Origin of the sequence: Salinispora pacifica CNR114, from assembly GCF_000514775.1 — a bacterium.
Lineage (GTDB): Bacteria > Actinomycetota > Actinomycetes > Mycobacteriales > Micromonosporaceae > Micromonospora > Micromonospora pacifica.
Map to the genome: position 1 here is coordinate 233785 of NZ_AZWO01000004.1, position 18139 is coordinate 251923.

Consider the following 18139-nt stretch of genomic DNA (forward strand, 5'->3'; position numbering starts at 1 on the left):
GCTAGCGCGGCACGCGAGGCAACCCGAGCCCGGCAGACGCGATCAGTTCCCGCTGGATCTCGTTGACCCCACCGCCGAAGGTCAGCACGAGGTTCCGCTTGACCTGGACGTCAAGCCAGGTCAACAGCTCTGCCGTCGCCGGGTCGGCGGGGTCGCCGCGGCGCCACACGACCTCCTCCAGCTCCTGGCTGAGCCGCAGCAGCCACTCCGACGAGAAGACCTTGGTGACCGAGGCGTCCGCCGCATTGGGTTCGTCCCCGGTCGCCGACCAGTTGAGCAGTTCGTTGATCCGCTGGCAGGCGGCGACGCGAGCGAGGACGCGTCGCACATCCGGGGCTTCGAGCAGGCTCCTCGAGTACGCCCAGTCGTGTACCCGTTCGCCGACGGCACCGAGCCGGCCGGCCGGGCCCAGCATCACCCGCTCGTGATTGAGCTGCGTGGTCAGCAGTCGCCAGCCGTCGTTCTCGGCACCCACGCGCCGGGCCACCGGCACTCGCACCCCAGTCAGATAGACCGTGTTGACGTGGTGCGCCCCATCGCACGTGATAATCGGCGTCCACGAATAGCCGGGATCTTTCGTATCCACGATGAGGATGGAGAGGCCGTGGTGCCGGGGCGCGCCCGGGTCGGTGCGACAGGCGAGCCAGAGGTAGTCCGCCGCGTGCGCCCCGGTGGTGAAAGTCTTCTGACCGTCTACCACGTAGGCGTCCCCGTCGCGTACCGCCCGGGTCCGCAGCGCGGCGAGGTCGGTGCCGGCCTCGGGCTCGGTGTAGCCGATCGCGAAGTGCAGCTCCCCGGCCAGGATGCGGGGCAGGAAGAACTCCTGCTGCTCGGGCGAGCCGTGGGCGAGCAGCGTCGGCGCCACGGTCTGCAGGGTGACCGCGGGCAGCGGAACGTCGGCACGGGCTGCTTCGTTGACGAAGATCTGCTGCTCCACCGGGCCGAGCCCCCCGCCGCCGAACCGGGTCGGGAAACCCAGGCCCAGCCAGCCGTCCCGGCCGAGTCGACGGATCAGTTCGCGGTAGACCACGCCGTGCCGCTCGCGCAGCAGAATGGCGCGCTCCGCTGGTGGCAGCACCTCGGCGAGGTACGTGCGCAGCCGCGCCCGCAGCGCGTGCTGCTCCTCAGTCAAATCGATGTACACCATGGGCTCCCAGTTGGTGCAGGCAGTACTCGGTGCCGCCAAGGTGCCGGACCAGGTCCCGGACCAGGGCGGTGTGGCGGTGTAGCGGGTAGTCGGCGACCAGCCCCAGCCCCCCGTGCAGGTGGTGGCAGGTACGCAGCGCCGGCTGGGCGATGCTGCTCAGCCAGTACGCTGCGGTCCACCCGTCGGCGTCCTGGCCCACCTCGGCACCCCAACTTGCGGCGAGCGCCGCCAGATGCATGGTGCGAGCGGCGACGTACACATCGGCGATCTGCTGGGCGACCGCCTGGAAGGTGGCGAGCGGACGGTCGAACTGCTGCCGGTCTCGCACGTGGTCGGCGGTCAGCTGTAAGGCACCGGCCAGCGCGCCGTCGCCCAGCGCACAGGCTCCGGCGACCGCGAACCGGCGCAGCTCGATCTCGGCGTCACCGAGGGGCTCCGCAGCGGCCCCCTCGAGCCGCAACGTGAACTCGTCGGCCCCGGCCGAGGTCGGGGTGCGCAGCAGCGTCACCCCCGGCGCGGTTGGATCGATCAGGGCGACCGTCGGCCCGCCCCCGCGCACTCGCACCGGAACCAGAACCCGGTAGGCCGCCTCAGCGTCCGGAACCGGACCGCAGGCACCGGTGATCCGCCAGCCGTCGGTGACCGGCAGCGGCGCCCCCAGGGCAGCCGTCAGAACCCGCCCCTCGAGCACGCCCGACAGCAGCTCGCGTTGCTGCTCGGGACTGCCCGCCCGGGCCACCGGGAGGACACCGAGCGAGAGCGTGGACCAGGCGGGAACCCGGGCGGCGCGCCGCCCGATCTCGGTGAGCAGCACGCCAGTTGCCATCGCGCCCAGTCCAGCGCCGCCCAACCGCTCCGGCACAGCGAGGCCGAGCAGGCCGGACTGACCGAGGGCCTTCCACAGGCGCTCCGGCGTACCCTCGCTGTCGCTCAGCACCTCGTCAGCGAGACGAACGATCGACTGCTGGGAATCGTCGAGCTCGAAGTTCGGTCCCATTTTCCTATTAGAACACGTTTCACTTCGAGTCGACACCTGCCTTTGTTGCCCACCAGGGGCAGGACCCGAATACCAAGACGAGCCACACCGCGATCCCGCACCACAGAACTCACGGAAGCGACGGTGTGGCCGCCCCGGGAAATGACCTCAGTCCAGCAGCGCGACGAGCTTCGCCAACGCCTGCTGACACGCCGTGGTGGCCTGCTTCTGCAGCATGCCGTCCATCGCACCTTTCAAGGCCGGGCCGGCAAACTCCATCCCGTAGGTGATGTGCGAGCCCCCGCCGCTCGACTCGACTGCGATCACCATCTTCGCCTTGACGCCCATCGGGCCGTCGCCCGCCTGCTCGAGGCGCCCCGGCGCCTCCGCCTTCGTCACCCGCCAGGCCATCTCGGCCGGCATGCCCATCAGCTTCACCCGCTGCTGATACGTGGTCCCCTCGCCGAGGGTTTCCGGCACCTCGCCGGCGAAACCCTCGTGCATCGTGTTCCACTCGCCAACCCTCGGCAGGGCCACCACGAGCTTCCAGACCTGCGTCGGATCCGCCTTCGCGTCGGCCTCGACCGTCACTGTAGCCATCGTGACCTCCTCTTCGAGATGAATCTAGAACAGGTTATAACAGGGGCATTGTTTCCACCAGCTTTGATCATGGCGGCACTCCAGCCCGAGAGCACCGGGTCCACCGCCACCAGGTTCACCCGGCCGCCGTCACCGCCCCCGGCCGGCGTCCGCTGGGAGCCGCCCGGCCAGGACACCCTCCCCGCCAACTTGACGCATGCCGTTATGGGAATATGATGGCGTCATGGCGCGAGCAGCAACGACATCGGACGCGTTCAACGCGATCGCGGAGCCGCAGCGTCGAGACATCCTCGGGCTACTGCGGGCCGGTGAATGGCCAGTGACCGACCTGGCCCAGGAACTGGGGATGAGCCAGCCGCAGGCCTCCAAGCATCTGCGGGTACTCCGGGAGGTGGGGTTGGTGCGGGTCCGCGGGGTGGGCAAGCAGCGCCGCTACAGCCTGGACGCGGGTGGGCTGCGGCCGGTCCACGAGTGGATCGGCGGATTCGAACAGTTCTGGAACGAGAGTTTCGACCGACTGGACAGCTACGTCCAAGACCTCAAACACGACAGGAGGAACAGCCAGTGACAGGAACCAGGCAAGACGCGCAGCCGGCGACGACGGACCGGGAGATTGTCGTCTCCCGGCTCATCGACGCCCGGCAGGAACTGGTATTTGAGGCGTTCACCGCGGTTGAGCACCTGTCCCGATGGTGGGGCCCGGCCGGGTTCACCACCACCACGTACGCCTTCGAGTTCCACGAAGGCGGAGTCTGGGACTTCGTGATGCACGGACCAGACGGAACCGACTACCCCCAGTGGATCATGTGGACCGAGATCGTCCCACCGAAGCGGATCACGCTGCTGCACGGGGCGTACCGGAACGACCCGGACACCTTCGAATCAATCCTGGACTTCACGCCACACGGCGCCACCACCCGGATCGTCATGCGCAGCATCTTCCCCACCCGACAGCAGCGAGACCGGGTTGTGCTGGAGTACCACGCGATCGAGCGCGGCGAGCAGACGCTGGGCAAGCTGGCCGCCTACGTCGCCGAGGTCGCCCGGAAGGGGGCCCGCTGATGCCGGGGAAGGTGTTTGTCAGCATCGGCATGTCGCTCGACGGCTTCAGCGCGCCCGAGTCGATGGAAGGCCTCCTTGCCACGCCCGAACAGCGAGAGCAGGACCCGCGGCTCGACCACTGGATGGCCCAGTGGATGGAGCTTCAGGGGTGGCTCTTCGCGCAGCGGTTCTTCCAGGAACGGCTCCACCTGGGGGAAGGCGGCGAGGAGGGGAGTGACAACGACATCGTCCGGGAGACGTTCGAACGTACCGGGGCAAACATCATGGGCAAGCGCATGTTCGACCTCGGCGAGCACGCGTGGCCGGAGGAGGCGCCCTTCCACGTCCCCGTGTACGTCCTCACCCACGAGCGGCGCTCCCCCTGGGAACGGCCCGGCGGGACCACGTTCTACTTCGTCAACGACGGCATTCACCACGCGCTGGATCAGGCCCGCGAAGCCGCCGGAGAGCGGGACATCCGCATCTCCGGCGGCAGCGAGACGGTCCTGGCGTACCTCAACGCGGGCCTGGTCGACGAATTGTCGATCTCGGTCGCACCGGTGCTCTTTGGTGCCGGCACCCGCCTCTTCGAGGGCGTGGACGCGTCCCGGATCGCGCTGAAGCCACTCCATTCGAAGTCGTCGGCCCGGGTGACCCACCTGACCTACACGGTGCACCCACGCTAGCCGCGCAGGTCCTCCCTTCTGGCGGGACCAGATCCACCTAGATCAGCGGGCAGAGCAGGTCTGCCCGGCCGGCGCGGTGCCCGGACCGGTGCCGGTGAAGCCAAACGTGGTGCTACTCCCGGCCGCGAGCTGACCGTTGTACGCCTCGTGCAGCACCACATTCTCGCCACCGGTGAACGTCCACCTGCCGATCCACAGCGAGGTGATCGCGGTCCCGCCCGGGTCGGTCCAGGCGACCTGCCAGCCGGCGATGGCTACGGTACCGGTGTTTTCCACGGTGACCTCACCCTGGAAGCCTCCCGACCACGTATTGATCAGCTGGTACGTGGCGGTGCAGCCGCTGCCGCCACCACCGCCGGGTGGGGTGGTGACGGTGCGGGCCGAGGAGGCGGCGGAGACATTTCCCGCCGCGTCCCTGGCCCGCACCGTGAAGGTGTATTCGGTCTCGGCCGCGAGGTCGGTCACCTGGTAGGTGGTGCCGGCGACGGTGGCGACTGTGCTCGGTGGGCCGCCGTTGGTCGCACGTCGTACCTCGTAGCCGACGACCCCGACGTTATCGGTGGACGCGTCCCAGGTCAGGGTGACCGTGGTGGAGGTCAGATCACTGGCCACGGGACGCCCCGGTGCGGTCGGCGCGACAGTGTCGCCACCGCCGCCGGTGTAGCGCTCGGTGAGGCTGATGCCGGTGGTGGAGGCCCCGCCACCGAGGCGTACCGGCCACCCCACTCGCCGACCAGCAGCGGCGCGGTGCCGTCCTCGTGGAGGTAGAGCCAGTTTGGTCGCCACACGTCGTTGGTCAACGTGGTCTTGTCGAAGTCCTTCTGGAACCACGGCTGCTCGTGCACCAACGGCCCGTAGTCGTGCGGCGAATAGACTAACTGGTCCTGGTGGTCACCCAGATTGATCGGGTGGTCCTTCGCCCCCCGCAGGTTGCCACCCCACCAGTTGTAGTGGTAGTTGGGGCTCTGGTCCGGGTCGGTGTTGGGTGATTCCCAGCTCTCCCCCGGGCGCGGGTAGACCTCGATGCCCTCGCAGAGAATCAACACGTTCGGGTTGATGGCGAGGATCCGATTGCCCGCCGTCTCGCAGGTGTGTTTGAAGTTGTCGATGTCGCTGGTGCTGTCCCACTTGGCCCGGGGCGGGTTGTTCGGGGTACCGTGCGGCTCGTTCTGGATGTCCATCGCGACGATGGTGTCGTTGTGCTGGTACCGAGCGGCGACCCACTCCCAGCCCTGGTAGAACAGCTCCGGGGTGATCTTTCCTTTGTACCACATTGGATAGAAGTGGCCGGAGTTGTCTGCCTCCGCACTGTGCACATCGAGCATGACCTACAGCCCGTACTTCTCGCAGAGGGCCAGCCAGTGGTCGAAAATCTGCAGGTTGTCCAGGCCCGCCAGCTCCGGGTTGACCGACAGGTTCACGTTCGGCAACACCGTCTGGCCGGCCTTCCACTCCAGCAGCAACTCCGTGGAGATCGGCACCCGTACGATGTTGATTCCGCGCTCGGCCAGCTGCCGCGTGATGGTCTCGATGTTGCCGGCCCAGAGCCCATGGAAGACCCGTTCGGTGGCGTTGTAGCCAAACCAGTTCGCGCCGGTCAACCACACCTGGTTGCCCGCCTCGTCCACGATCTTGTTGCCGTCGGTGTGCAGCCAGTCGGCCGCCGGGGCCGAGACAACCTGCGCCTCCGGCTGGGGTGCGGTGGTGGCGAACGCGGCCGGGGCGACGGCCGCCAGCCCGAGAGCTACGCAGGCCGCCACCGCGGCAGCCGGCAATCGTGATTTCACAGACACGGGAAGCTCCTAGTAGTGGTGGTGGTGGTCAACGACTGGGAGCGCTTCCACACATAGATTAAGCTGGCTGTCGACGCAACGGAAGGGAAACTTTCCGTAATCACTGCTAAACGGATCAAGGCGCATCCGGCCCATCGCTCGACCTGGGATGCGGGGCGTAGGGTGTGCCGACACCGGGTAGCCGAGGGCATGGCGCGGTACACCGATCCGAAGCTACGAAGAAGACTCAAAGACGAGATCAAGGCATCCGACAAGGGCGCCCGGCCCGGACAGTGGTCGGCCCGAAAATCGCAACTGCTGGTCAAGGAGTACGAGAAGCAGGGCGGAGGCTACCAGGGGCCACGAGACGAACGGCAGCGATCCCTGCGACAGTGGGGCCGCGAGAAGTGGCAAACCCGAGAGGGCGGCACCCGGGCGCGGCAGGACGGCGAGACAAAGCGCTACCTGCCCGAACGCGTGTGGAAGGAACTCCCCGAAAAGGAACGCCGCGCCACCGACACCAAGAAACGTAAGGCGTCGAGGAGCGGCCGGCAGTACGTGGCCAACACCGGCCCGGCCAGCCGCACCCGCCGCGACACCACGTCGGTCGACCGGCTACTCGACCTGCGGGTCCCCGACGCGGCGAAACGGCTGACCGGGCTCGACACCCGCCAACTCCGGTCGGCGCTACGGCGCGAACGCGCCGGCAAGAGCCGAAAGACACTGGTCCGCCGAATCGAGGCGGAACTCGCGCGCCGGTAGGGCGCCCACCGCAGGTGGCCAGGCCGGCGCGGCGAGACACCACCGCCTACGGCGGCCGTGCCCACCACCAGGGCCCACCCGCGGAGGTAGTCCGAGGGTGGGCCCGGCTGCCGCTACCGCCAGGTGTCGGTGTTGGTGTGGGTCCCGGTGGCCGGGGTGGTGAAGCTTCGGTTTGACTGGGACTCCCAGGTCACCGAACCATCCGGATTCTTCTTCACATACTTGTACTCGATGTGGGTGCTCGGCGGCAGGTCGACGGTCGCCCGCCAGACCGGGTAGTCGGCCGCGGAGAGCGCGATGGCGTTGTCCGGATCCCAGCTGCCCAGTTCCGCGACATTACCGACCACAAAGACGTTCTGCCCGAAGTAGGTGTAGACGGTGGCGTGGAACGAACTGGGGATCGCCGGGGCGGGGATCGAGTCGCCCCGGAAGGTCTCGGTCAGCGCGTACGTACCGGAGGCGGGGGTGGTGAAGCTCCGGTTCTCGCCGGATTCCCAGGTCACGTCTCCCCCGCCGGTCACCTTGATGAACTTGTACTCGACCGCGGTGGACGGGGGCAGGTCGATCGTGCCGCGGTAGGTGTTCCCACCCTGCGGGGTCAGCCGCACCGCGGCGGCCGGGGCCCAGGAGCCGAGCTCGGCGATGCTACCGACGGCGTAGACGTCCTGATCGGCGCTGGGGGTCGCGCTGACCGTGAAGGTCGTGGCGATCTCGTCGGTGGGGTCACCGGTGGGGCTGACCGTCGGCGACGGCGTCGCGCCGGGGCGGGCGTTGACGTGGATGGCGACAGCGTTGTTCGCCGGGATGCTCACGGTGGCCTGACCGCCGGTGACACTCACCGTAGCGCCGGTGCAGCCGCTACCGTCGGCCGCGCCGGAGATGACGTCGCAGTAGGCACCGTCGGCGAGGCCGGTGGCGAAGGTGGCGGTGGCGGTGCCACCGGAGTCGTTGATGCCGATCCAGGCCCGGTCGCCCCGGTGGAAGCCGATCACGTTGTCGTTGACCGCGGTAAAGTCGGCGACGCTCTGGACCGAACGCGCCGCGTTGGCCCAGCCCACCATGCCCTTGATGCCGGTGCTCTGGCTCAGGCAGTTCCAGGCGCCACCGCAGACCGTGTCGGTGACATACCCACCACCGTTGTGTGGCGGGGACTGATTCCGATTCGACCAGGTGAAGCTGTCGAAGACCGACGGTTTGCCGTGCGGGTAGGCCAGCGCGAAGTAGTTGGCGAGCACGTAGTCGGTGCCGTCCTTGTACGACAGCACCACCCCGTCTCGCTCCAGGTCGTGATTGGTGACCATCGAGAAGACGTTGGCACTCGGCGCGTCGAGGTTCCAGTTCGGAATGTTGCCCAACGTCGCGATCGAGCCCTGGAAGGCGGAGCGAATGCCCTTGGCGTACGCGAAGTCGAGCACGTCGCCGTTGCCGATGAACGCCCGGGCCTGAAGGTCAGGGTTGTTGGCGCCGTCGAAGATCTCCTGGGCGACGTAGGGGCGCTTCCCCTCCGCGACGGTGTCGTCCAGCCGGCTGAGGATCGCCGCGAAGTCGTCCTTCCGAATGTGCTTGACCGCGTCCACCCGGAAACCGTCGACGCCGAGGCCGATCAGGTCGTTCAGGTACCCCGCGATCGTGTCGCGCACGTACTCCTTCTCGGTGTAGAGATCGGCCAGGGAGAGCAGCTCGCAGCTGGTCACCTGGGCTACGTTGTCCCAGTCATTGATGGAGCCGTCGGTCGGGCAGTTGTCGCCCGGGCGATGGAAGTCGCCCCCGCCATAGGGAACCGAGGGGTAGCTGTAGCCGGAGAACTCGGTGCCGGCGTAGCCGCGGGTGCCGGGCGGGTTGTTGGTGCCGGCCATGTGGTTGACGATCGCATCCACATAGACGCGCACGCCCGCATCGTGGCAGGTGCTGACCATACCGGCGAACTGCTCCCGGCTACCGAACCGGCTCTCCAGCTGGTACGAGACCGGCTGGTAGACCTCGTACCAGGGGTGCACCCCGTCAGCGCTGTTGGGTAGGTACACCGACTCCTGCGGCGGGGCCACCTGCACCGCGCCGTAGCCGGCGGGGCCGAGGTGGTCGGTGCAGGCGGTGGCGACCGAGTTCCAGTTCCACTGCCACAGGTTGGCGGTCACCTCGCTGTCGTTGAGCACGACTGCGGCGCGGGCGGAGCTGGCGGTGGTCGCGGCGGTGACGACCGCTGTGCCGCCCACCGCGACCAGCGCGGCGGCGAGCACCAGACGGCCGGTGCGGCCAACTGGATGTGGTCTCGCGGTTTCCATGACGGGGACCTCTCGTGCGAAGGGGCGCTCGGCAAGGGCGGACGGCCATCCGGTAGCGAACACGATGCGGCATCTATGAAATAAGTTGCAAGAGTTTTCGGAAACATTCTCGAAACTTCACTGCCCGCCGTCCGGCGACCACCAAAGCCACACACCCGTAGCGCGCTAGGGTGTGCGGCATGGCCCAAGTGGACATAGCAGTACAACAGGGCGACGAGGTCGTCGTGGCCGACTACACAAAGTCCCGCTTCCAGCTCGCCTCGGTCAGCAAGCAGTTCACCGCCGCTGCCCTGCTCCTGCTGGTGGAAGAGGGCACGCTACTCCTCGAGGATCCCATCAGCCGCTGGATCGACGGCTGCCCGGAACAGTGGCGGGACATCAGGCTGCACCACCTGCTCAGCCACACCTCCGGCCTCGGCCACTGGGACGACTACCCCATGATCGATCTGGGGCAGCGGGTCCAGCCGAGCGAACTACTGAAAACCTTTCACTCCGTACCGCTGCAATTCCCACCCGGCGCTGGCTGGAGATACAGCAGCCCGGCGTACGTGCTGTTGGCGCAGATCGTCCAACGATCCGCCGACACGCCCTACCGGGCCTTCCTGGCAGAGCGCATCTTCGACCGCCTCGGTCTGACCCAGACCTTCGCCGGAATGCCCACCGCACGACCAAACCTGGCACTCGGCCACGACGCGGACGGCCAGCCGTTGCCGACCTGGGAGCTGGACGTGGTCGGCATGGGAGCCGGCGACGTGTGGTCAACCGCCAACGACATGCTGACCTGGCTCGACGCCCTCCAGCGCGGCCGGCTTTTGGGCGAGCCCTACCGCACGCTGATGCTGACCGAGCAGGCCCGGACCGGCAAGGGTCCGGAGGAGAGCGGCTACGGCTACGGCGTCTTCCTGGGCGAACTCAACAACCGGCGGTGGTGGCACCACAGCGGCCACAACGCGGGCTACAAGACGTTCGTCGGGCACATTCCGGAACTGGACCGCCGGTTCGTGGTGCTCAGCAATACCGAGGCGACCACCCCCAGCATCATGGAGCCACTGCTCACCTGACGGCGGGCCGGGGAGAGACCCGCCCCTACGAGGGGTGCGGCGGGCCCGTGCGTAGGTAGGTGAGGACAGCCAACACCCGGCGATTGGTGTCATCACTGGGCGGCAGCTCAAGCTTGGTCAGGATGTTGCCGACATGCTTGCCGATCGCCGCCTCGGTGATGAAGAGCTTCCCCGCGATCGCCGCGTTGGAGTGACCTTCGGCAATCAGCGCGAGTACCTCGCGTTCGCGGGTGGACAGGGCGGCGAGCGGGTCACGGGGGCGAAGCAACAGCTGCCGTACGACGTCGGGGTCGATGGCTGTTCCGCCAGCCGCCACCCGCCGCAGCGTCGCGACGAAGTCGGCGACGTCGGCGACCCGGTCCTTGAGCAGATAGCCGACCCGGCGCCCGTCACCACTGTTGAGCAGGGCGGAGGCGTACTCGCTCTGCACGTACTGGCTGAGCACCACGACTGCTAGATGCGGCTGTTCCGCACGCAGCGTGACGGCCGCGCGCAGGCCGTCATCCCGGTGCTGGGGCGGCATACGGATATCGGTCACGACCAGGTCCGGTTTCTGGGTACGGACCGTGTCCAGCAGTGCCGGCGCGGAGCCGACCGCGGCGACCACCTCGAAGTCGAATCTGGTCAGCAGGCCGACGAGGCCCTCGCGCAACAGAACCTCGTCCTCGGCGAGCACGACCCGGGTCAGCGGTGGCATGGCAGCTCCACCCGCAGCACGGTGGGGCCACCGGCCGGGCTGGCGAGCAGCAGCCGTCCGTTGACCGCGGCGACCCGGTCGGCGAGGCCGGTCAGGCCGGTGCCCTGGCCGGGGCTGGCACCGCCGCGGCCGTCGTCTTCGACCTCCACGACGAGGTCCTGGTCGGCCTGGGTCAACCGCACCTCGGCCCGGGTCGCCTGAGCGTGCTGGGCCACGTTGCTGACGGACTCGGAGACCACGAAGTAGGCGGTGGTCTCGACCAGCTCCGGCAGGGGTTGCCGGAGGTCGGAGTGGACGGCGACCGGTACGGTGGTGGCCGCGGCCAGTTCCCGGACGGCGCCGGCGAGACCGAGCTCGGCGAGGTGCTGCGGGCGGATGCCCTGCACGATCTGCCGGAGCGTCACCATCAGGTCCTTGGCCTGTCCGTGTGCGATGGCCAGTGGCTTCGCGGCCGGGGAGTCGTCGGGCACGTCGAGCTTCGCCAGGCCGAGCTGGAGGGTGAGGCTGGTCAGCCGGGGCTGGGCCGCGTCGTGTACATCCCGCTCGATCCGGCGGCGTTCGGCCTCGTACGCGTTGACCAGCCGGGTCCGGGAGCGGGTGACCTCGCGCAGCGCCACCCCAGCCACGGGTCCCCCGAGCAACCGGCGGGCCACGACCGCCTGAACGGCGACGAGCAGCCCGAGCAGGTACCACAACACCGGAATGAACAGCAGGCCCACGACCGCGTACGGGATCGCCTGGCCTGGGGTGTCGACCGTGGTCTGGACGAGGATGACCCGGTCGCTGTCGACGGCCAACCAAGGGCTGGCGATCAGCGTGAAGTCCAGCAGAATGAGCAAAAAGAGCATCCAGTACGCGACCGGCACCGCCCCGCCCAGCCAGCAGAGGTAGGCCACTTCCCGCCACGCCGCTGGGCTGGTGTAGCGGGCGGCCAGACCCCGGAGCCGCGCTCCCGCAAGCGGACGTGGGTCAACCAGGCCGAGCCGCCACCGCTCGAACGGAGCCACCACGGCACTCACGATCGGCGCCAGGGCGAGCAGGGCCAGCCCGGCGACGGTGAGAAATATGATGACGGGAAGCTCCACCGACTGACCCTTCCGCACCGCAGAGACAACCGCCCACAGGGGTACGGCGACAACGAGCAGCCCAGCGAAGAGGGCGCCGGCGATCGGGAGGGTGCCGGCGGCGTACGCCAGGGCACGCCACGGCCAGGATGAGAGCAGGTAGCCACGCCGGCGAAGTGCCGCCACCAGGTGTCGGGGTCGATCCAAGGTCATGCGGCAACGCTAACCAGGACAGATAGGTCGAACCAGCTGCGTACGTGTATTCCTCGGGTATACCCAGCCCTACCTCTGACTGACTGACCAGGCCCAGTGCGAGGCCCGCCGGAACGCGCTGGACTTGCCGAATGGGTATACACCGCCTTGGCGCTCACAGCTGGCTGCTCGCCGCCCCGCTCTTCCTCGCCGCAAACCTGACAATCGGTTTGGCCTGGCGGCAGCCACGCTTCAGCTGGAGCACCAACAACATCAGTGACCTGGGCAATGTGACCTGTGGGAGGTGGGACACCACCCGCCCTCGTGAAGTGTGCTCGCCCTGGCATGTCGCGATGAACAGCGCCATGGTCAGCACCGGGGTACTGCTCGCACTCGGCGTCTTTCTCACCTGGTCAGCGCTGGGACCCGGAATCGCCGCACGGACCGTGCAGCTGCTGACGCTCGCCGGCGCGAGCGGCTACGTCCTGGCTGGGGCCTACCCAGCGGATGTCAACGAGAACAAGCATTTCCTCGGGGCCATACTGATCTTCTTCCTGGCCAACGGCGGAATGCTCGTGGCCGCGCTGGCCCGCCGCTCACCGGTGCTGACCTCGATGCGCCCGCTCAGCCTCACCCTGGGCCTGGTCGGGTTGGGCGGTACAGCCCTGTTCCTGGCCCAGGTTGACCTCGGCATCGGCGTCGGCGGCATGGAACGGGTAGCCGTGTTCCCCCTGTTCATCTGGACATCCGCGGTGGCGGTGCGGCTCGCCCGGTGAGGCGGGGGTGTGGCCCGCCACGTCGAAGCCGCGGCGCGGTGGAGCGGGGCAGCCGGGGGTGTCCGCCCGGACCAGGACATCCCAGTCCCGTCCGATTCGTTCAAGACGGAGCGGCGAGCCGCTCGTACCGTCGAGGTCATGGCACCCACCTTCAGCGCGATCGGCCTTGCGGTGGCCGACATGGCAGCATCTCTATCCTTCTACCGCCGACTCGGCCTGCCGTTTCCGGCCGGCGCGGAGGATGAGCCGCACGTCGAGGTGACCGTCTCCGGCGGCATCCGTCTCATGTGGGACACCCACGCCTCAATACGGTCGTTCGACCCCGACTACGAACCTGGACCGCCCTCCGGCGGTTGGGCCTTTCGCTGCGCGGACGCGGGCGAGGTGGAGAAACTCCACGCCGACCTCGTCGCCGCCGGCTACCCGTCGGTTCAGGAGCCCTGGGACGCACCGTGGGGACAACGCTATGCACAGGTGCGTGACCCGGACGACAACGTCGTGGACCTCTTCGCCCAGCTCACGTCACCCCAGTAGCGCGGTGAGCGGCACCCCGGCCAACGCCCGCACCTCGCGGGCGAGGTGGGCCTGGTCGGCGTAGCCCGCCTCGGTTGCTACCGACGCGAAGGGCTGACCGGTCCGCGCCAACGCGACGGCCCGCTGCATCCGCAGGATCCGGTGCAGGGTCTTCGGCCCGTAACCGAACGCGGCATTGCTGCGTCGCTGCAGCTGCCGGGAGCTGAGGCCGCAGCGCGCCGCGACCAGGCCAACGGACAGTCCGGCCCGCGCGGCACCGGCCAAGGAAACCAGCACCCGGTCGGTGCCGTGCCAGCGACGGCGCGCCGCGGCCGTCAAGGCGGCGAGCGGATCCGCCGCCTCGGCGATGGCGCGGACGGAGGCCGGCGGCCACACCGTTTCCAACGGCACCTGCCGATCGACCACCTCGCTGGCGGGTATGCCGAGCACGCCGGGCCCGGTCCCGGCACCGAAGCGCAGCGCGGCGTAACGACTGCCCGGCGCGGAGGAGGCCATCCGAGCGGACGTGTCCGGCCCCGCGACAAAGACCCCACCGTCCCGCCAGATCAGGTCGAGGCAACCGTCGGGCAGCACCCGTGCCGGAGCGCCACCCGGTGCCGTGACGCTACGCCACGCGACGACGTACGGCAGCGGCGAGGCTAGTTCTTCGTACACGCCCGCGATCCTCCTCCGCAGGTATGACGACGCGGCAGCCGCCGCTCCCCCGGCGAAACCCCTATTCCAGCTGGAAGTCAGCGAAGTCGAACCCGGGTGCCACCACACAGCTGACCAGGACCGGCTGGTCACCGGCGGGGATCGCGGCCTGCCACATCCCACCCGGAATCAGCACCTGCGGACGCTGACCGGCGGAGACATCCGCGCCGAGAGCAACCTCTCTGGAGTCGTCCGCCGGCTGCTGGCCAGAGCCGCCGAAGCGCAGCGTCAGCGGACCGCCCGAATGCCACAACCACAGCTCGTCCGAGCGCACCACATGCCAACGGGAACGCTCACCCGGGTGCAGCAGGAAATAGATGGCCGTAGCCGCGCTCCGGCTGCCGTCGTACCCGGTGGGACGCAGCGTCTGGGTCGAGCGCCACGTCTCTCGGAACCAGCCGCCCTCGGGGTGGGGCGCGAGATCAAGCAGTTCGACCAGCTCCGACCGCTGCACATCCGGCACGCGAAACTCCTCTCGCTGAGATGTCACCGGGGCGAAACCACGGGGACCTGGCACGAAGGCGACCGCCTGACGGTAACAGGGACGGCAGACGTACCACCAAGATCCGCGAGACAACCTAACGGGTCCAGCTCAGCACCGGAGAGATCCGCGTCGCCCGTTGCGCCGGTACGACGCTGGCCAGCACCCCGGTCACCACCGCCACGACCAGCAGCAGCGCCAACTGCAACCAGGGCAGCGCAATGACCGGTGTGGCCGTCGCGCCCACGGTGGCGGTCGCGCCGACCAGGCCCACCGGTACGCCGATCAGCAGGCCGGTGCCGGCGCCGAGCACGGTGATGGCCACCGCCTCAATGGCGAGCATCGCCCGTAGTCGCCCGCGCCGAGTGCCGAGCGCCCGCAACAGAGCCAGCTCCGGCGTACGCTCGATGACCGACAGGCCCAGCAGGTTCGCCACGCCGAGCAGCGAGATGATCACGGTTACGCCGAGCATCGCGAGTGCCAGCCCGAGCAGGATGGCGAGCACCTCGGCGAGGTCACCCCCCTCGGTGATGCCCCCGCCCAACTCCACCTCCAGATCACCGGCGGTGACCGCATGCACCCGGTCGGCCAGGGCCGCCCGGTCGAAGTCGGGATCCGCCACCGCCCAGATCGTGGTGGGAGTCGCCGGGACGCCCTGGGCTGCGAGCGCGTCGGCGGAGGTCACCCCGAGGAGTTGCCCCGTAGTGTCGGCCAGCCGGGAGGTGCGGGCGGCAAAGCTTAAGTTCCGGTCGCCGACACCGACGCTCACCGGGCTGCCCTCCGGTAAGCCGCGAGCGGCCAGGTACGCCTCAGGTACGAGGAGGACCGGCACTTCGGTCGGTGCGGCGAGTTCGGGCGCCAGCCGGTCGGCCAGGCTGGCGGGCAGGGCGGCGATTCGAGTCGGGGTGGCCTTGCCAGCGTCGGAGAACCGGGCGTTTACCGTGCCCACGGTGGCCGAGGCGGCCAGCTCGGGTACCGCGGCGAGAGCCCGAGCCGTGGCACCGTCGACGGGGGTGCCTTCGGTGTGGGCGCTTACGGCCACCGGGTAGCGGGCCGCCAGGTCCGCCTCCACCGTGGCCTGTCCGGTTCTGGCCGCCACGGTCAGGCAGGCGATCAGGGCCGCGCCGACCACCACGGCCATCGCCGCCGTGGCGGTCCGCCGGGCGTTCCGGTTCAGGTTGCTCCCGGCCAGGCCAGCGGCGACGCCGAGTCGCTCCGACACCCGGGCGATCGGCTGCAGCAGCTGCGCGATCAGCCGGGGCAGGACGGGCAGCAGGCCGGCCGCCAACAAAAGGCCACCGGCGAGGGCCAGTGGCAGCGAGCCGCCGGCCCCCGCCACGGCCAGCACCGCGACCGCACCGAACGTGACCACCACGCCGGCGACCAGACGGCGCGGAGCGCGGACCGCAGCGAGCGGCACCTCGGGAAGCTCCCCGAGCGCCCGGACCGGCGCGACGCCCGCGGCGCGTCGGGTTGGCAACCCGACGGCGAAGAGCGTGGCCGTAATCCCGACCAACACGCTGCCGGCCAGGGTCAGCGGGTTCACCCGTAGGCCACCACCGCTGATGCTGAGCAGGTCGGCGCCGAGGTAGCCGACCACGACACCCGCCGCCGCACCCACGACGGCGCCGATCGTGCCCACGATGGCGGCCTCAGCCAGCAGGATCCGGCTGACCTGACTTCGGTGCCCGCCGACGAGTCGCAGCAGGGCGGTCTGACGAACTCGTTGGGCGGCCACCACCTGGAAGGTGTTGGCGATGACCAGGATGGCGGCCAGCAGGGCCACCGCGACGAGGGCAAGCATCAACACGATCAGCTGGGTACTCCCCCCGACGAGGCGCGCGGCGGCCTCGTCCGCCGCGGCGGAAGCACTCACCGCCGACGCGCCCGACGGCAGGATGCGATCAATCAGGTCGATGGTGGCCTCGAGCCGGTTCGGGTCGTCGATCGTGACCAGGGCGGCGCGCGGCACGTCGTCGGCGAAGTAGGCCGGGTCGGCGTAGAAGCGGAATGACGCACCGGCCAACGGACGGAACCCCAGGTCGGTCGAGCCCGTCACGGTGACAGTGACCGCCGGCCGGTCGCCCTGCCGGAAGGTCACTGGGTCGCCGACGCCCGCCCCCAGCTCGTCGAGGGTCCGCTGGTCGGCGACGACCTGCTGGGGCCCAGTAGGCCACGAGCCACGGTCCAGGTCGAACCAGCGGACCGCGGCGGTGGCGGCGATGCTCTGCACGTTCGCGGAACCGCGTCGCTCGCCACTGACGACGCTGACCGTTCGCGCGAACTGCGGATCGACCGTGCGAACGTGCGGGACCTCCGCCACCGTTCGGTACCAACTTGGGTCGGAGGTCGAGTCCGCCGCAGCGATAACGATGTCGGCCGTGGTGAGCGGCGCCGCCGCGGTGCGGCGTAGCCCCTCGCTGGCGGTGGCGATGAAGGTGGCGGTGGCGGCGAGGAACCCCGTCGCCAGCAGAACCGCCGCGATGATTGCCAGAAACCGGGTCGGATAGGTACGGACCTGTGCCCAGGCCAGTGCGACGATCACCCTCATACCGTCACCGCGGCCAGCGAGGCGAGGATGGTGTCCCGAGTGGGCTGACGCAGCTCGTCGCGGATCCGGCCGTCGGCCATCACCAGGGCCCGGTCGGCGTGGGCCGCGGCGCCGGGATCGTGCGTCACCATGATGATCGTCTGCCCGTACCGCCGTGCCGCGTCCCGCAGGCCGACCAGCAGGGCCCGCCCGGTGGCGATATCCAGCGCACCGGTCGGTTCGTCGGCGAACACGACACTGGGCTGGGCCAACAGGGCCCGGGCTACCGCGACGCGCTGCTGCTCGCCCCCGGACAGCTCGGTCGGGCGGTGCTCCAGCCGGTCGCCGATCCGCAGCCGGTCGCTGATGATCCGCAGCCGCACCGGATCAACCGACCGGCCGGCGAGCCGCAGCGGAAGCGTGATGTTCTGCCGAGCGGTCAGCGTGGGCAGCAGATTGAACGCCTGGAAGATGAAGCCGATCCGATCTCGCCGCAGATCGGTCAGCGCGCGGTCGTCCAGCCCCGCCAGCGGTGCGCCGGCTACGCAGACCGAACCCTCGGTAGGGGTGTCCAATCCGGCCAGCAGCTGCATCAACGTGGTCTTTCCGGACCCGGAGGGGCCCATGATGGCGGTGAACTCGCCGACGGCAAAGTTGGCGGAAACCCCGTCCACTGCCCGGATTGCGGACTCTCCGGCACCGTACGTCTTGTAGACGTCTCGGCAGCTGACCATGTCGGCACACGCCGTCTGCATCACCATCTCACCGACGGTAGGCAGGCTCCCGGTCGGACACATCCGTCCGGGGCATCGCTTCTCGCTCGCAGGCCGATACCTTGGTATCGA

The 18139-nt window shown here is 69.1% G+C and carries 17 protein-coding genes and 1 pseudogene; 7 read left to right on the plus strand and 11 right to left on the minus strand.

The window, feature by feature from the left end:
- Window position 1: 1 nt before the first annotated feature.
- The 3 genes from B118_RS0103275 to B118_RS0103285 all read right to left on the minus strand — a co-directional run bounded on the left by B118_RS0103275 (window position 2) and on the right by B118_RS0103285 (window position 2723).
- Window positions 2-1144, minus strand: coding sequence for an acyl-CoA dehydrogenase family protein (locus B118_RS0103275; RefSeq protein ID WP_028184969.1), 1143 nt, complete (start codon window positions 1142-1144; stop codon window positions 2-4).
- Window positions 1125-2144, minus strand: coding sequence for an acyl-CoA dehydrogenase family protein (locus B118_RS0103280; protein WP_018219332.1), 1020 nt, complete (start codon window positions 2142-2144; stop codon window positions 1125-1127). The genes B118_RS0103275 and B118_RS0103280 overlap by 20 nt, the downstream gene beginning before the upstream one ends.
- 147 nt (window positions 2145-2291) lie before the next feature.
- Window positions 2292-2723 (minus strand): type II toxin-antitoxin system Rv0910 family toxin, encoded by a 432-nt coding sequence (locus B118_RS0103285; protein ID WP_018255534.1) that lies wholly within the window; start codon window positions 2721-2723, stop codon window positions 2292-2294.
- Between the two features lie 223 nt (window positions 2724-2946).
- Between B118_RS0103285 and B118_RS0103290 the strand changes: the two genes are divergently transcribed.
- The 3 genes from B118_RS0103290 to B118_RS0103300 are packed head-to-tail and all read left to right on the plus strand — an operon-like array spanning window position 2947 to window position 4450.
- On the plus strand, window positions 2947-3291 hold the full coding sequence (locus B118_RS0103290; RefSeq protein ID WP_018219330.1) for an ArsR/SmtB family transcription factor: 345 nt from the start codon (window positions 2947-2949) through the stop codon (window positions 3289-3291).
- Window positions 3288-3785 carry an SRPBCC family protein gene (locus tag B118_RS0103295; RefSeq protein WP_028184970.1) on the plus strand — a complete coding sequence of 166 codons (498 nt, stop codon included), beginning with the start codon at window positions 3288-3290 and terminating at the stop codon, window positions 3783-3785. The genes B118_RS0103290 and B118_RS0103295 overlap by 4 nt, the downstream gene beginning before the upstream one ends.
- Window positions 3785-4450 carry a dihydrofolate reductase family protein gene (locus B118_RS0103300; RefSeq protein WP_028184971.1) on the plus strand — a complete coding sequence of 222 codons (666 nt, stop codon included), beginning with the start codon at window positions 3785-3787 and terminating at the stop codon, window positions 4448-4450. Before B118_RS0103295 ends, B118_RS0103300 begins: the two co-directional genes overlap by 1 nt.
- Window positions 4451-4492: 42 nt before the next feature.
- On the opposite strand, the pseudogene B118_RS27855 reads toward B118_RS0103300, so the two are convergent.
- A pseudogene (locus tag B118_RS27855) lies at window positions 4493-6210 on the minus strand (cellulase family glycosylhydrolase).
- 222 nt (window positions 6211-6432) lie between these two features.
- Here B118_RS27855 and B118_RS0103315 point away from each other — a divergent pair.
- Window positions 6433-6984, plus strand: a complete 552-nt coding sequence (locus B118_RS0103315) for a DUF5872 domain-containing protein (protein ID WP_018219326.1) — start codon at window positions 6433-6435, stop codon at window positions 6982-6984.
- Window positions 6985-7097: 113 nt separating this feature from the next.
- Here the strand turns inward: B118_RS0103315 and B118_RS0103320 are convergent, their stop codons facing one another.
- Window positions 7098-9266: a carbohydrate-binding module family 20 domain-containing protein gene (locus B118_RS0103320; RefSeq protein WP_028192368.1), complete on the minus strand. Its 2169-nt coding sequence runs from the start codon at window positions 9264-9266 to the stop codon at window positions 7098-7100.
- Window positions 9267-9490: 224 nt separating this feature from the next.
- Between B118_RS0103320 and B118_RS0103325 the strand changes: the two genes are divergently transcribed.
- Window positions 9491-10327: a serine hydrolase gene (locus B118_RS0103325; protein WP_028192369.1), complete on the plus strand. Its 837-nt coding sequence runs from the start codon at window positions 9491-9493 to the stop codon at window positions 10325-10327.
- A gap of 25 nt (window positions 10328-10352) precedes the next feature.
- Here B118_RS0103325 and B118_RS0103330 read toward each other — a convergent pair whose 3' ends face one another.
- A complete protein-coding gene (locus B118_RS0103330) occupies window positions 10353-11024 on the minus strand; it encodes a response regulator transcription factor (RefSeq protein ID WP_028184975.1) in 672 nt (223 codons plus the stop codon).
- Window positions 11012-12301 carry a sensor histidine kinase gene (locus B118_RS0103335; RefSeq protein WP_027645409.1) on the minus strand — a complete coding sequence of 430 codons (1290 nt, stop codon included), beginning with the start codon at window positions 12299-12301 and terminating at the stop codon, window positions 11012-11014. Before B118_RS0103335 ends, B118_RS0103330 begins: the two co-directional genes overlap by 13 nt.
- A gap of 131 nt (window positions 12302-12432) precedes the next feature.
- Between B118_RS0103335 and B118_RS0103340 the strand changes: the two genes are divergently transcribed.
- Window positions 12433-13056 (plus strand): DUF998 domain-containing protein, encoded by a 624-nt coding sequence (locus tag B118_RS0103340; protein ID WP_018810469.1) that lies wholly within the window; start codon window positions 12433-12435, stop codon window positions 13054-13056.
- Window positions 13057-13194: 138 nt separating this feature from the next.
- On the plus strand, window positions 13195-13590 hold the full coding sequence (locus B118_RS0103345; RefSeq protein ID WP_026270509.1) for a VOC family protein: 396 nt from the start codon (window positions 13195-13197) through the stop codon (window positions 13588-13590).
- Here the strand turns inward: B118_RS0103345 and B118_RS0103350 are convergent.
- The 4 genes from B118_RS0103350 to B118_RS0103365 form a co-directional block, all read right to left on the minus strand.
- Window positions 13579-14244, minus strand: a complete 666-nt coding sequence (locus B118_RS0103350) for a helix-turn-helix domain-containing protein (protein ID WP_018219319.1) — start codon at window positions 14242-14244, stop codon at window positions 13579-13581. The genes B118_RS0103345 and B118_RS0103350 overlap by 12 nt on opposite strands.
- Window positions 14245-14305: 61 nt before the next feature.
- Window positions 14306-14746, minus strand: a complete 441-nt coding sequence (locus B118_RS0103355; protein ID WP_018810467.1) for a cupin domain-containing protein — start codon at window positions 14744-14746, stop codon at window positions 14306-14308.
- A 115-nt stretch (window positions 14747-14861) separates the two neighbouring features.
- A complete protein-coding gene (locus B118_RS0103360; RefSeq protein WP_028192370.1) occupies window positions 14862-17315 on the minus strand; it encodes an ABC transporter permease in 2454 nt (817 codons plus the stop codon).
- Entirely contained in the window at window positions 17312-18055 is a 744-nt protein-coding gene (locus B118_RS0103365) for an ABC transporter ATP-binding protein (protein WP_028192371.1), read from the minus strand. Before B118_RS0103365 ends, B118_RS0103360 begins: the two co-directional genes overlap by 4 nt.
- Between the last annotated feature and the right edge of the window lie 84 nt (window positions 18056-18139).